The organism is Streptomyces sp. FXJ1.172, from assembly GCF_001636945.3.
GTDB lineage: Bacteria > Actinomycetota > Actinomycetes > Streptomycetales > Streptomycetaceae > Streptomyces.
The window spans coordinates 5,861,302-5,875,226 of the sequence record NZ_CP119133.2 but is presented as its reverse complement, the minus strand read 5'-3'; the positions used below and the strand labels follow the sequence as shown (position 1 = coordinate 5,875,226).

General features: G+C 73.6%; 12 protein-coding genes and 1 tRNA gene. 9 read left to right on the top strand and 4 right to left on the bottom strand.

Annotated elements, in window-relative coordinates:
- Nucleotides 1-4 precede the first annotated feature (4 nt).
- On the bottom strand, nt 5-433 hold the full coding sequence (locus A6P39_RS26320) for a hypothetical protein (protein ID WP_079133662.1): 429 nt from the start codon (nt 431-433) through the stop codon (nt 5-7).
- Nucleotides 434-642: 209 nt separating this feature from the next.
- Between A6P39_RS26320 and A6P39_RS26315 the strand changes: the two genes are divergently transcribed.
- Nucleotides 643-2,118: a hypothetical protein gene (locus A6P39_RS26315; RefSeq protein ID WP_199840937.1), complete on the top strand. Its 1,476-nt coding sequence runs from the start codon at nt 643-645 to the stop codon at nt 2,116-2,118.
- Nucleotides 2,119-2,159: 41 nt separating this feature from the next.
- Here the strand turns inward: A6P39_RS26315 and A6P39_RS26310 are convergent, their stop codons facing one another.
- A complete protein-coding gene (locus A6P39_RS26310; RefSeq protein ID WP_067052385.1) occupies nt 2,160-2,756 on the bottom strand; it encodes a histidine phosphatase family protein in 597 nt (198 codons plus the stop codon).
- A gap of 245 nt (nt 2,757-3,001) precedes the next feature.
- On the opposite strand from A6P39_RS26310, the gene A6P39_RS26305 reads away from it, so the two are divergent.
- From A6P39_RS26305 to A6P39_RS26275, 7 genes are all read left to right on the top strand, one after another.
- A complete protein-coding gene (locus A6P39_RS26305; RefSeq protein ID WP_067052383.1) occupies nt 3,002-3,946 on the top strand; it encodes a phosphatase PAP2 family protein in 945 nt (314 codons plus the stop codon).
- Complete coding sequence (locus tag A6P39_RS26300; RefSeq protein WP_079133661.1) at nt 3,843-5,093, top strand: hypothetical protein; 1,251 nt, start codon at nt 3,843-3,845, stop codon at nt 5,091-5,093. Before A6P39_RS26305 ends, A6P39_RS26300 begins: the two co-directional genes overlap by 104 nt.
- Nucleotides 5,084-6,673: a hypothetical protein gene (locus tag A6P39_RS26295; RefSeq protein ID WP_067052381.1), complete on the top strand. Its 1,590-nt coding sequence runs from the start codon at nt 5,084-5,086 to the stop codon at nt 6,671-6,673. Before A6P39_RS26300 ends, A6P39_RS26295 begins: the two co-directional genes overlap by 10 nt.
- Nucleotides 6,674-6,705: 32 nt before the next feature.
- Nucleotides 6,706-8,043 (top strand): AAA domain-containing protein, encoded by a 1,338-nt coding sequence (locus A6P39_RS26290; RefSeq protein WP_067052433.1) that lies wholly within the window; start codon nt 6,706-6,708, stop codon nt 8,041-8,043.
- A gap of 107 nt (nt 8,044-8,150) precedes the next feature.
- The gene (locus A6P39_RS26285; RefSeq protein WP_067052380.1) at nt 8,151-8,519 is read left to right on the top strand and encodes a hypothetical protein; all 369 of its coding nucleotides are present in this window, start codon (nt 8,151-8,153) and stop codon (nt 8,517-8,519) included.
- Nucleotides 8,520-8,646: 127 nt separating this feature from the next.
- The gene (locus A6P39_RS26280; protein WP_067052378.1) at nt 8,647-9,219 is read left to right on the top strand and encodes a hypothetical protein; all 573 of its coding nucleotides are present in this window, start codon (nt 8,647-8,649) and stop codon (nt 9,217-9,219) included.
- Nucleotides 9,210-9,283 (top strand) — tRNA-Lys (locus A6P39_RS26275). Before A6P39_RS26280 ends, A6P39_RS26275 begins: the two co-directional genes overlap by 10 nt.
- 139 nt (nt 9,284-9,422) lie before the next feature.
- On the opposite strand, the gene A6P39_RS26270 is transcribed toward A6P39_RS26275, so the two are convergent.
- Nucleotides 9,423-10,667: a M6 family metalloprotease domain-containing protein gene (locus tag A6P39_RS26270; protein ID WP_199840936.1), complete on the bottom strand. Its 1,245-nt coding sequence runs from the start codon at nt 10,665-10,667 to the stop codon at nt 9,423-9,425.
- Between the two features lie 337 nt (nt 10,668-11,004).
- Between A6P39_RS26270 and A6P39_RS26265 the strand changes: the two genes are divergently transcribed.
- Nucleotides 11,005-12,810: a putative bifunctional diguanylate cyclase/phosphodiesterase gene (locus A6P39_RS26265; RefSeq protein WP_067052375.1), complete on the top strand. Its 1,806-nt coding sequence runs from the start codon at nt 11,005-11,007 to the stop codon at nt 12,808-12,810.
- Here A6P39_RS26265 and A6P39_RS26260 read toward each other — a convergent pair.
- Nucleotides 12,789-13,886 carry an LLM class flavin-dependent oxidoreductase gene (locus A6P39_RS26260; protein WP_067052374.1) on the bottom strand — a complete coding sequence of 366 codons (1,098 nt, stop codon included), beginning with the start codon at nt 13,884-13,886 and terminating at the stop codon, nt 12,789-12,791. The genes A6P39_RS26265 and A6P39_RS26260 overlap by 22 nt on opposite strands.
- Nucleotides 13,887-13,925 lie beyond the last annotated feature (39 nt).

Here is a 13,925-nt window from a genome sequence, read left to right as displayed (position 1 = left end):
TGCCTCACCGGCAGCTGTCGGCCGCCTTGATCAGCCGGGCCGCCTCCCCGAGCGCCTTGCGCAGCACCACCGGGTCGGTGGCGAGGTCGGCCTCGCCGGGCGGCAGCAGCCAGTCCGAGCCCTGTACCGGCGGCTCGGGGGCCAGCCTCATGCCGCGTCCGTCGGTCTCGGTGCAGGTGCTGCCCGGTACGTCCCAGCAGGCCGCGGTGCCGGCCGGGACCAGGAAGCCGAGGGTGTCGCAGCCGTCGTCGTGCAGGACGGGCCCGACCGACTCGACGGAGCCGCGCCGCAGGATGTCGACCGCCTCCAGTCCCTGCCGGGCGGGCACCGTCACAAGATCACATGCCGCTGCGTCTTCACCGTCTTCGTCGGCCGACGAAGACGGTGACGGCAGCGGCGACGTACAAGGTTCGTTGCTCTGGCTGGTCTCCATGCCGGCCTCCACCACACAGCACTGTTGCGGTCCAACCGCTTCAACGCGCGGGCCCGTCAACGGCTACGGCACAAGTGAGCCGCAAAGGATGGCACTTCATGGCAGATCGTGGATGAGATATCCGGTTTGTAGCCAAACACCGCGTGGCGGGTCCGTCACAGCAGGTACGTTCATGCCCGGTTCGACGGTTCGCACGAGAGGACCCGGCCATGGCGTCGTCAACCGTGACCTCGTCACAGCCCGAACGGCCACCCCGGCCCAACCTCGCCTTCCGGCAGTTGCGCGGCAGGCGGTCACCGGCCGAGTTCGCGGCGCTCGTACGGCGCGCCGCGCGCGAGATCGGTGAGCGGGTGAGCTGTGACGCGCGCTACGTCGGCAGGGTCGAGGCAGGCGAGATCCGCTGCCCGAACTACGCCTACGAGCGGGTGTTCCTGCACATGTTCCCCGGACGCACGCTCACCGACCTGGGCTTCGCGCCGCGCTCGGCCGTCCGTGGCCGGGCGGCACGCCCGGCCACGGACACGGCCGGTGAGTCACGGGCGGCCTGCGATCCGTATGACCCGCAGGAAGACACGGAGCACACGTACGACCCGCACCATCCGTACGGCCCGCACGACTTGTACGAGCCGTACGAGAACGACCACCTGAACCACGAGGAGAGCGACGTGCTGCGTCGCGCATTCATGACCGGCGGAGGCGCCACCGTCGCCGCCGTCACCCTGGGCCCACTGGCGCTCACCACGGACACCGCGGCCGCGATCAGGCCCCTGGGACGGCCCGGCACGCCCGAGGCGACCGCGCTCGAGGAGGCCGTCCGCCGCATCCGGCTGCTCGACGACCGGCACGGCGCGGACGGCCTCTACCGGCGCGCCGCGGCTCCGCTGCGCGCCGCCTACGCGCTGCTGGACGCCGGCGCGACCCGGCAGACCACCGCCGACCGGCTGCACTCCGGCGCCGGTGAACTGGCCATCTCCGTAGGCTGGCTGGCCCATGACTCCGGCCGCTTCGAGGATGCCCGCTCGCACTACGCGGAGGCGCTGGCCACGGCCCGTATGACGGGGGACCCCGCACTGGAGGCGCACGCCTTCTGCAACACCGCGTTCCTGGCGCGGGACGCCGGCCGCCCCCGGGAGGCGGTCCGTGCGGCACAGGCCGCCCAACGCGCCGCGCACCCCCTCGGCTCAGCCCGTCTGATGTCCCTGCTGGCGCTGCGCGAGGCGGGCGGCTGGGCAGGGCTCGCCGACCGCGCCGGCTGCGAGCAGGCACTGGCCCGGGCCCACGCCCTCTTCGCGCGCGGGCACTGCGAGGCCGACCCCGAATGGATGAGCTTCTACGGCGAGGCCGAGCTGGAGGGGCTGGAGGCGCAGTGCTGGTCCACGCTGGGCGACTGGCGGCGGGCGTCCCGGCACGCACGCCGGGCGGCGCACCTGCAGGATCCTCATTTCACCCGGAACATCGCGCTGTACACCGCCGAACTGGCCGACGACCTCGCCCGGGAAGGCCGTCCCGACGAGGCGGCGGCCGCCGGTGTGCGCGTGCTGTCCCTTCTGGACCAGGTCCAGTCCTCGCGGATCCAGAGCATGCTGGCCGGTACGGCGCGGGTCCTGCTGCCGCACCGGCGGGCGTCGGGAGTCTCCGAGTTCCTTGACCGGCATGCCTCCGTGCCGAGGGCGCGGAGGGTCTGAGGCGCACCCCCCGCAGTGCGCCCGTCCGGCGCCGGCCCCGGTCAGCCGGCCAGGTGCCCCGTGTCGTTCCAGCTCTCGATCGCCGGCTCCCCGTAGGCCCAGCCCAGAACGGACAACGACGTCGGGTTGAGGCGGATGCGGGCGGCGAAGTCCAGGGGCAGGCCCAGCCAACGGGCGCCTATGGAACGCAGGATGTGGCCGTGGGCGAAGACCAGGACGTCGCGGTCGGCCGAGCGGGCCCAGTCGACGACGGCGTCCGCGCGGGCGGTGACCTCCGCGACGGTCTCGCCCTCGGGCACCCCGTCCCGCCAGATCAGCCACCCCGGCCGCGCGGCCTGTATCTCGGCCGGCTTCAGGCCCTCGTAGGCGCCGTAGTCCCACTCCATGAGCGTGTCCCAGGGGGTGGCCCTGTCACCGAAGCCGGCCAGTTCGCAGGTTTCACGCGCGCGTACCAGCGGGCTGGTGCGCACCTCCACGTCCGGCAGCCCGTCCAGCGGGGCACGGTGCAGGCGCTCGCCGAGCAGCTTGGCTCCGCGCCGGCCCTCCTCCAGCAGCGGCACGTCGGTCCTGCCGGTGTGCTTGCCGGACAGTGACCATTCCGTCTGTCCGTGCCGGGCCAGCAGGATGCGCGGTGCCATGGGAGACCTTTCCGGGTGCGAAGGGAACCCCTCCATCATCGCTCACCCGCATCCGGGGCAACCCCGTGGGCGATCTCGGCGTCTTCGAGGGCTGAGTGCCCGCGGGGCCGCATCGCCTAGGCGAACGCTCGGGCACCCCTCGAGCGAAGAGGGAGCGCCCGCAGGGGCGATGTACGGACGCCGTAAGGTGGCACGGTCGCCCTGCGGGGCGGGCCGCACAGCAGACGGAGGGGGAGGGCGATCGGATGCCGCAGACCGAGACACCGGGCACCGAGGGGGCCCCGCGTACCCGGCTGCGCTGGTGGACCGAGCTGCCGCTGATCCTGCTGGTCTACGGCTGCTACTCGGCCGGCCGCCTGCTCGCGCGAGGTGACACCGCCTCGGCCGTCGACCACGGACTGGCGATCCTGCGCTTCGAGAAGGCCCTGCACCTCAACGCGGAGCACCCGCTCAACCGGCTGTTCACGCGCGAGCCCTGGCTCGGCATACCGGCGGACTTCTGGTACGCCTCGCTGCACTACCTGATCACGCCCGCCATCCTGATCTGGCTGTTCAAGGCCCGCTGCGAGCACTACCGGCGGGCCCGCACCTGGCTGATGACGTCCACCTTCATAGGTCTGATCGGCTTCACCCTGCTGCCGACCTGCCCGCCCCGGCTGCTCTCCGCCGGGCACGGTTTCGTGGACACCATGGCCCACTACAGCTCCTACGGCTGGTGGGGCGGCGAGGCCAGCGCGCCGCGCGGGCTGGGCGGAATGACCAACCAGTACGCGGCGATGCCGAGCCTGCACGTCGGCTGGGCGCTGTGGTGCGGAGTGATGCTGTGGCGTCACGGCGGCACGCGCGTGGCGAAGGTTCTGGGCGTTCTCTACCCGCTGGGCACCGCGCTGGTGGTCATGGGCACCGCCAACCACTACTTCCTGGACGCGGTCGCGGGCGTCGCCGTCATGGGCGTCGGCCACCTGCTGGCGCCGCGCGTGATGCGGGGCCTGGACTGGCTGCGGGCCCGCCTGTTCCCGCGCCGCACACCGGCCACGGGCGGCACGGGTTCCCCGATTGTCAGTGGCGGATGCCAGACTTCCGCGGGTGAGCGAATTCCACGGCAGCGCGAGTCGCGGCTCGACGCCGGGGCCGAACCGGACGCCTCCCCCAGCGACGAGGGAGAAGGGGCTCCGGCACCGGCTCGCTGAGCTGCGCGGTCCCGACGTACCCGCCAAGGCCCTGGACGCGCGCGCCCTCGCGGCGCTCGCCGCCAACCCCGGGTGCCGCAGACGGGCGATCCTGGACGGCGCCGGAGTGGACAAGGCGCGGCTGGCGAGCGCGCTGGGCACGCCGTCCGGTTTCGGGCAGTCGCAGTTCGCCCTGACCCGGGGCAACGCGTTCGAGGCGCGCGTGAAGGCGGACGGCGGCGCGGAGCTGCTGCGCCTCGCGCACGCCCGGCTCGACCCGGCCGCCGAGCCGCCGGAGGGTGCCGCCGTGCCCGACCTGAGCGCGCACGGCCCCGAGGGGCGTACGGCGCGTACGGCGCTGGCGTTGCGTGAGGCCATGAGCGCGGGCGGCTGGACGCTGCTCGACCATCCGATGCTGGCGCTGGACGTGGCGGGCTCGCTCGCCTTCCTGGAGCCGGACGCGGTGGTGGTGCACCCCGACGGCAGCTGGTCGGTGGTGGAGATCAAGTCCTTCCCGATGCTGGACGGCGCGGCGGACCCGGCGAAGGTCGGCGCGGCGGCCCGCCAGGCGGCGGTGTACGTGCTGGCCCTGGAGGAGGTCGCCGCCCGCCTCGATCCCGCCCCGCGCGTGCGGCACCGGGTGCTGCTGGTGTGCCCGAAGGACTTCTCCAACCTGGCGACGGGCTCCGCCGTGGACGTGCGCAAGCAGCGCGCGGTCACCGCACGCCAGCTGGCCCGGCTCACCCGGATCGAGGAGATCGCCGGGGCCCTGCCCGAGGACACGTGCTTCGCGCCCGACCGCAGTGCCGAGGAGCTGACGGCGGCCGTGGCCGCGGTCCCGGCGACGTACGCGCCGGAGTGCCTGTCCGCGTGCGAACTGGCCTTCCACTGCCGGGAACGCGCGCGTGAGGCGGGCGCCGTCACCCGCCTCGGCCGGCCCCTGCGCGCCGAGCTGGGCGGACTGGCCACGGTCGAGGACGTCCTCGCCGCGGCCCGGGGCGAGAGCGGCGACCCGGACGACCCGGCGGTCGCGGCCCTGCGCCGGGCGGCGGCCCTGCGTGCGGAGGCCCTGGCGGGTGCCCGGGCCGCTGCGCGTGCCGAAGCGCCGGCGGGTGCCAGGGCCGCTGCGCAGGGGCCGGCGAAGGCGGAGGTGGCCGCGTGTCGCTGATCACCACCCTCGCCCGGCTCGAGGCCGTCGGCAGTGGCCGGGCCCAGCCCGTCGCGACCGTCCGGCACCGGCACCTGTCCGAGCGCCCGCTGGTGTTCGTGCCGCTCACCACCGCCGGTGAGGCCGGTGCCCCGCTCGGCGCGCTGGTCGGCACCGACCGGGACGCGCCCCGCCTGCTGGTCGTGCCGCAGCCGCGGGACCGTGACCTGCGGTTCGGGTTCCTCGCCGAGCTGGCGGACGTCGTCCTGCCGTACGTCGACGCGCACGCGCAGTCCGTGGAGGCGGCCGAGCGCTCCGAGACCGACCCGGAGACCGGCAAGCGGGTCAAGGTCGAGGTGGAGCTGTGCGCCGACGCGCCCCAGCTGATCGTGCCGAGCCGCGCGGGCCTGGACTTCGTACGGCTGCTGGGCCGTTCCATGCGGTTTCGCCGTACGGCCGAGCAGGACCCCGAGACGCCCCACCCGGCGCCGCCGCGCGTCCCGCTGCTGGGCCGCTGGCTGACCCACTACGGCGAGCGGGCCCGGGTCCCCGGCTCCTCGCTCCTGCTGGCCCTCACCGATGTGCTGTCCCGGCACTGGGCGACCGGCCAGTCCGGCCTGGAGGACCAGCACCTGGGTGCGCTGCTCGCCTGGATCGACCCTCCGGAGGGCATCTTCGGTGCCGAGGCCGCGCGCCGGGCCGAGCTGGGCCGGGACGCCGCCGGCCAGCTGCTGTGCCCGCCGGCCGGTCCGGCCACCGACCCGGCGTTCGACAACAAGCTGCTGGCCCCCGCGATCGAGCGCTACGACCGCGCGCGTGCCGCGCTCGCCACCGCCGAGGACGCCGTGGCCGCCGACGGCCGGCTGGCCGCGCTCACCGCGGCCGAGCGGGAGATCCGCGACTTGGTGGACAGCCGCGCCCGGCCCACCTGGGACGCGGTGTGGCGGGGCCTGGATCTGCTGCGGGAGCTGCCGCAGGGTGCGCATGTCGAGGAGCGCTGGACACGGGACCGCTGGTCGTTCACCGGCCACCGGGACCGGGTGCTGGCCGGAGAGCCCCCGCAGCCACGCCGGGACGACGCGGTGACGGCGGCGAACAAGCTGGCCACGCGTGAGCGCGAGCAGGCCCGGCTGGAGGCGCAGGAGGCGCTGGACGACCCGCTGGTGATGGCGGGGCGGCGGCTGGCCGGGGAGGCGTTCGCGGGCGAGGTGATCGATGTCGTCATGGCGTACAGCGAGGGCAGGCGGCCCAGCCCGCGCCCGCTGGTGACGGTCCGCACGGACGACCGGCCGCATCTGGCCGAGCGCGCGAAGGTGTACCGCTCGCTGGGCGGCAAGCCGCAGTCGGCGGAGGTCGCCGGGCAGGAGGCCGACGGGGTGCTGGTGCTGCGCGTCCTGGACAAGATGGGCCGCGGCAAGGAGCCCGAGCCGGGTTCGGTGCCGGAGAAGGGCGACCGGATCTGTTTCACGCTGTTCGAGCACGAGCAGCGCGGCGGCGCGAAGCTGCCCGACCCGGAGGAGACCCCGTGGACGCACGGCGGCCCGCCGGGAGAACCCGCGCCGGAGGCGCCCGACTCCATGACCGAGGAGGACGTCCTGTGAGTCCCGTCAGTCCCGTCAGTCCCGTCGGTCCCGTGACGACGGCCGGCTTCGACCCCGGGGCCGCTGCTGCCCGCGCCACCGACGCGATCCTCCGCGACACCCTGCACGGCACCGAGCGCGGCGTGGTCGTGGACTCCCCGCCGGGCGCCGGAAAGTCGACGCTCGTGGTCCGCGCGGCCCTCGAACTGGCCGGCGCCGGGCGCCCGTTGATGGTGGTGGCGCAGACGAACGCCCAGGTGGACGACCTGGTCCTGCGGCTCGCCGAGAAGAACCCCGAGCTGCCGGTCGGCCGGTTGCACAGCAGCGACGCGGACGCGTACGACCCGGCGCTGGACGACCTGCCGCAGGTTCGCACGTCCGCGAAGGCGGCTGATCTGAAGGGCCTGCCCGTCGTTCTCTCCACGGCCGCGAAATGGGCGCATGTGAAGGTGGACGAGCCCTGGCGGCACGCGATCGTGGACGAGGCGTACCAGATGCGCTCGGACTCGCTGCTGGCCGTGGCCGGCCTGTTCGAGCGGGCGCTGTTCGTGGGCGACCCGGGGCAGCTGGACCCGTTCGCGATCGTCGGCAGCGAGCAGTGGGCGGGTCTCTCGTACGACCCGTCGGCGTCCGCCGTCACCACGCTCCTGGCGCACAACCCGGCCCTCCCCCAGCACCGCCTCCCGGTCTCCTGGCGGCTGCCCGCCACGGCTGCGCCGCTGGTCTCGGACGCGTTCTACCCGTACACCCCGTTCCGCAGCGGCACGGACCACGGCGACCGGCGCCTCGCCTTCGCCGTCTCCTCGGACGGCTCCGGCCCCGACCGGGTGATCGACGAGGCCGCGCGCTCCGGCTGGGGCCTGCTGGAGCTGCCCGCCCGGCACACGCCGCGCACCGACCCGGAGGCGGTCCGCGCGGTGGCGACGGTCGTACGCCGCCTGCTCGACCGCGGCGGCGCCGCGACCTGCGAGCGCTCTCCCGACCCGTCCCCCCTCACCCCCGACCGCATCGCCGTCGGCACGGCTCACCGCGACCAGGCGGCGGCGGTCCGCGCGGCGCTCGCCGAGCTGGGCGTGAGGGACGTGACGGTCGACACGGCCAACCGACTCCAGGGCCGGGAGTACGACGTCACGGTCGTCCTGCACCCGCTCTCCGGCCGCCCCGACGCCACCGCGTTCCACCTGGAGACCGGCCGCCTGTGCGTCCTCGCCTCCCGGCACCGCCACGCGTGCATCGTGGTCTGCCGTGCGGGCGTGGGCGACCTCCTGGACGACTACCCGTCCACGGAACCGGTCCAGCTGGGCACGCTGGTGAAGTTTCCGGACGGCTGGGAGGCGAACCACGCGCTCCTGGCCCACCTCGCCGAACACCGGGTGGTCTGGCGGCCGTAAGGCGTCGGGGACGGCGGTTCCCGGGGCCCCTTGCGGGGGCGCGGGACAATGGACGGTGGCCCACCTGCAGGCGGTGCCCAGCGAACCCTACGAGGAGGAGACAAGACATGGCGGAGCCCACGCCGCGCCGCAACGAACCGCGGCTACGCCCCGCGCCCCTGATCTTCGAGCCCGTGGAGGCGGCCGCCGATCCCGAGCACTTCTTCGACCTGGAGTCGATCGAGGATCCGCGGGTGCTGCTGACCCGGGCGACGGAGCTGACCCAGGCGTTCCGCGCGGCCGCCGACCGTGCCATGGAGTTCCAGGCCATCGCCGCGGCCCAGCTCTCCGACCCGCGCCGCTTCGACCGGCTGACGCCGGCCGACATCGCCGAGCGCGCGGAGTGGACCGAGGACTACGCGAAGAAGATGGTCGAGTTCGGACGGGATCTGATGCGGGGCGACAGCGAAGGGCGGACGACCGCCGACCCCGTGTGATGCGGCCGTATAAGTAGACCCGCCTGGCATATGCCAGGCGGGCAAGATACTCCTCCCCCACCTCCGTTGTCCCGGGTTTCGGCAACTCAGCAGAACGATCTGCTCACTCCCGGTACACCTGGGTGTCATGACCAGCGCTCCGAACGTCACCCGAGTCACCTCCGAGGGCGTCGCCTGGCTCGCCTCGGCCGGCCTGTACCCGCGCAGCACGCTGGCCCGCTGGGAGGAGCGCCCGCACGCTCCGCTCGCCCTGCCCTGCGGCACCGCCTTCGACGTGGTGAGCGCACCCGCGGTCTTCGGCCGCAGGATGCTGGACCGGTTATGGGACGAGGGGCCGGGCTCGGGCCCCGTCGCGGTGTTCCGGGGCCGCATGCTGCTGTTCGCCGCGCCGGGCACCGCCCAGCGGCTGCCCTCGCTGCTGGCCTGGGAGGAGTGGGGCTCACACCGTACGGCCGAGGTGCCACCGCTGCTGTGTCACGGCACCGGCGACGCGGTCACCGTCCCGGCCCCGGCCGACGACGGCTCCGCCACGGGCGACTCCCGCTGGCTGGTGGCGCCGGACCAGCGTCATCCGTGGCTGCCGGGCCCCGAGGTGGTCCTGTGGGCGGCCGTACGAGCGGCCCGGGCTGCCGTACGGATATCGATTTTTCCTCCCGCCGACCATGATGCTAAGGTCTACGACGTCAGCAGGCGCCGCTAGCTCAGTTGGTTAGAGCAGCTGACTCTTAATCAGCGGGTCCGGGGTTCGAGTCCCTGGCGGCGCACGTTGAGGTTGGCGGGTCATGGTCGCAAATACGCGATCGTGACCCGCCAATGTCGTTTCTGCGCGGCTCCGCCGTGCGCAGCACAGGCTCCGCCACCCGCACCCGCGTCGGGGCGGTCCAGTGGCCGTCGGCCGAGCCGTCAGCCCCGCACCCCCGGGGTGATCTTCACCGTCCACGCCCCCGACGCCGTCCGGTCCTCCGCCTCCACCTTCACGCCCTCCCCGGGCACGGTGAAGCTCTCGCCCAGGGCGACCGGGGCGTCGGCGAGGGGCGGGTAGACCGAGTTCTCCCAGCAGGCCTGGGTCCGCGGGTGGGCGTCCACGACCTCCACCGGACCGCCGCCGGACTCCGCGGCGCTCTTGATCCGGTACACCAGCACGCCCCGCCGGCAGGTGGTGATGTCATTGCCGGCCGCAGCGCGCACCTCGAAGGCCAGGGCGCTGTCGGGACCGGTGCGCACGATCGCCGCCTTCACCCCGTGGCCGAGGCCGAAGGCCGGGCCGGCCGCGCCCTGCACCGGGACGCCCGGCCCGGCCTCCAGCGGCTCCAGGGTCAGCCGCGTCGGGCCCGTGCCGCGTACGCACACCACCTGGCGCGGATCCAGCCAGCCCAGCTTCCACTTGTGCCAGGCGAACAGGTCGGGCGAGAGGCCGAACTGGCTGCCCATCAGGTCCCAGTCGCCGACGTAGGTGTCCCAGTCGCCCTTGCCCTCGTCCGGGCGGTGGTAGAGGTCGGGCAGGTCGAAGACGTGGCCGGTCTCATGGGCGAGGACCAGCCGGTCCGGCGGGTGCTTCTCGAAGACCGTGACGACGCGCCGCACGTCCGTGCCGTCGACGTGCATCGGCGTGTCGAGGTTGACGACCTTCGTGGCGTCCGAGTCGACGCCGGGCGCGTCCGGGTCGGCGACGAAGTACACGACCTGGTAGCGGGAGAAGTCCACCTCCGGGTCGGCCGCCGCGAACGCGTCCCGCAGATAGGCGCTGCGGTCCTCGGCGCTCCAGTCGCGCCTCATGGCGTACGCGGTTGCGGGCTTCGGCATGCGCACCCAGCGGTTCATCGCGTGCGGGCGCAGGGTGAAGCGGCCGTAGGAGGCCTGGTCGAAGTAGCGGCTGGTGGCCGGGAAGTGATCGGCGGTCAGCTGGGCGGGGGTGGTGCGCGGGGTGGCGTTCGGGAAGGAGAGGAAGACCAGCACGGCGTCGAAGGTGCCCCTCGGGCGGTCGTAGTCCGGGTTCCAGGTGTCGACGCCCTCCGAGTGGTGGGCGTCGGTGCGGTGCAGGGCACAGGGCGCGAAGGGCTCGGCGACCGAGGGTCCGGACAGGATCGAGGTGGCGGCGAGCGCCGACAGCGTGGTGCACACGGCGGCGGTGCTGCGCAGCTTGGGCACGGACTTGACCTCCGGAAGCGGTTCACGGGACCCGCGTTCCAGATTGAGGTGCTCTGTTGGTTTATGCCCTGTTATCCAGCACCAGAAGGGTGAGCGCGCCCTTCCGCGCACCGGCGCGCGACGGCGCTCGACACCCCGAATCACTCACGGAACGTCACAACTGGTCGGAGGCCCGGAGAACGCGTCCAGGTGCGGGCAGAAACGATCTGTCAGAACCCTTGCCGGATCCGGGACACTGGAGAGTGGCTGGAAGGGCCCGGGGCCAGCCTCTATGATCGGCACACTTTCCGGCACGGACAGGCACGGACACAGATCGAGTGCACTGCGGGAGCGAGCGGTGAGCGGAACGTCCGAAGGGCCGACGCCCGCGGCAGACCTCGACCGGTCAGCCGTCACAGACAGTGACCACACCACCTACCATCGTGTCTTCGCGGCCGCCCCGCTCGCCATGGCCGTCGTGAACCGCGCGGGACTCGTCGTCAGCGCCAACGCGGCCTTCGGGGAGCTGCTCGGCATCGCCGCGGACACCCTCCCCGGCCGGGTCGCCGCCGATCTGGTGGCCCTGGCCTCGGACGCCCGCAGCTGGCACGCCTACCGCGAGGTCCTGCGCGGCCGGCAGGCCCGGCTGCGCTGCACCCGCCGGCTGAAGCACCCCGAGGGGCACTCGGTGTGGGGGCAGGTCACCGTCGCCCCGCTCACCGGCGAGGAGCCCGGGGTGCTGCTGTCGGTCGCCGACATCAGTGCCCGCCGCGAACTCCAGGCGCGGCTGCGGCACTTGCAGATGCACGACCCGGTGACCCGGCTGCCCAACCGGACCCTGTTCTTCGAGCGGCTCACGGCCGCGCTGGAGGCGGAGTCGTACGAGCAGAGCGGCACCGGCCGGGTCGGCCTGTGCTACCTGGACCTCGACGGGTTCAAGGCCGTCAACGACACCCTCGGCCACCGGGTCGGCGACCGGCTGCTCGCGGCGGTCGCCGAGCGCTTGACCCGGATCGCCGACGAGGCGGGCTACGCGCGCGCCGCCACTCCCCTGGTGGCCCGGCTCGGCGGCGACGAGTTCGCGCTGCTCGTGGAGGACTCCACCGGCACCGAACAGCTCGCCGACCTCGCCGAGTCGGCGCTCAAGGCCCTCGAGGACCCCTTCGACCTGGCCGGCCAGCGGCTGTCGCTGACCGCGTCGATCGGGGTCGTGGAACGCCACGCGGCCGGTACGACGGCCACCGGACTGATGCAGGCCGCCGACACGACCCTGTACTGGGCGAAGGCCGACGGCAAGGCCCGCTGGACCCTGTTCGACCCCGAGCGCAACGCGCACCGGATGACCCGTCAGGCCCTGTCCTCCACCCTGCGTCCCGCCATCGAACGCGGCGAGTTCGCCCTCGAGTACCAGCCGTTGGTCGGCATGGAGGACGGCCGCCTGTCCGGGGTCGAGGCGTTGATCCGCTGGAATCATCCTCAGTTCGGCACACTGACGCCGAATCGGTTCATCGGACTGGCCGAGGAGGACGGCTCGATCGTGCAGCTCGGCCGCTGGGCGCTGAACACCGCCTGCCGGCAGGCCCGCCGCTGGCAGCTGGACCGTCCCGGCGAGCCGCCCATCTTCGTCAGCGTCAACGTGGCCGTACGGCAGGTGTGGGACTCCGACCTGGTGGCTGACGTGGCCGCGGTGCTCGCCGAGACCGGGCTCGCCCCGCACCTGCTCCAGCTGGAGCTGACCGAGTCGGCGGTGATGGGCTCGGCGGGCCGCCCGCTGCAGGCCCTGCAGGCCCTCAGCGACATGGGCGTGCGCATCGCCATCGACGACTTCGGCACCGGCTACTCCAACCTCGCCTACCTCAGCCGACTGCCGGTCTCGACGCTGAAGCTGGACGGCTCCTTCGTGCGCGGCTTCCAGTACGAGGGCGACCAGAAGGCGATCGCCCCCAACCCCGCCGACGAGGTCGTCGTGGAGGCGATGATCCAGCTCGCCCACCGGCTCGGGATCACGGTCACCGCCGAGTGCGTGGAGACCTCCGCCCAGGCCGCCCGGCTGCGCCGGATCGGCTGCGACACCGGCCAGGGCTGGCTGTACTCCCGCCCGGTGCCGCCGGATCGCATCTCCGAGCTGCTCGGCGAGCAGACCTACGCGGTCGGCAAGCCGTAGGCGTCGGCGATCAACTCGTAGGAACGCAGGCGCAGTTCGCCGCGGTGGGCGTGGGAGACCAGCATCAGTTCGTCGGCCCCGGTGCGCTTGTGCAGGTCGTCCAGGCCGGAGCGGACCTCGTCGGCGGTGCCGTGCACGATGTTGGCCGTCCAGGAGGTGATGAACTCCTCCTCCATGGGGCTGAACTCGTGCTTCTCGGCCTCGGCCGGGTCGGGGAAGAGACCGGGGCGGCCGGTGCGCAGGCGGAGCATGTTCAGGGCCAGCGCCCGGCACTGCCGGCGGGCCTCTTGGGCGTCGTCCGTGGCGAGGGCCGAGACGCCGATGAGGGCGTACGGCTCGTCGAGGACCGCGGAGGGGCGGAAGGTCTCCCGGTACAGGTCGAGGGCCGGGATGGTGTTCTGCGCGGAGAAGTGGTGCGCGAAGGCGAAGGGCAGGCCCAGCAGACCGGCGAGGCGCGCGCTGAAGCCGGAGGAGCCGAGCAGCCAGACCGGCGGGCGGTGCGGGGACTGGACGCCGCCGGGGGTGGTGGCCTGCACCGGCCCGGGGATCGCGTGGATACGGCCGTACGGATGGCCGTCGGGGAAGTCGTCGTCCAGGAAGCGGGTCAGCTCGGCGAGCTGCTGCGGGAAGTCGTCGGCGCCCTCGTTCAGGGTGTCGCTGCGGCGCAGGGCCGCGGCCGTGGCGCCGTCCGTGCCGGGGGCCCGGCCGAGGCCGAGGTCGATGCGTCCCGGTGCCATCGCCTCCAGCGTGCCGAACTGCTCGGCGATCACCAGCGGGGCGTGGTTGGGCAGCATCACACCGCCCGAGCCGAGCCGGATGCGGTCGGTGTGGGCGGCGAGGTGGGCGAGGATCACGGCCGGTGAGGAGGAGGCCACACCCGGCATGGAGTGGTGCTCGGCGACCCAGTACCGGTGGAACCCGCGGGCCTCCGCGAACCGGGACAGCGCCACGCTGGTGCGCAGCGCGTCCGTGGCGGTACTGCCCGCGCCGACGGTCACCAGGTCCAGTACGGACAGGGGCACGGGGGCGGTGCCGTGCGTCGTGCCCCGGATCTCGTCTGCCTCGTCTGCCGGCACGGTGTGGCCTCCTGTTGTGTGGCGTGGCTGTCCTGCCCG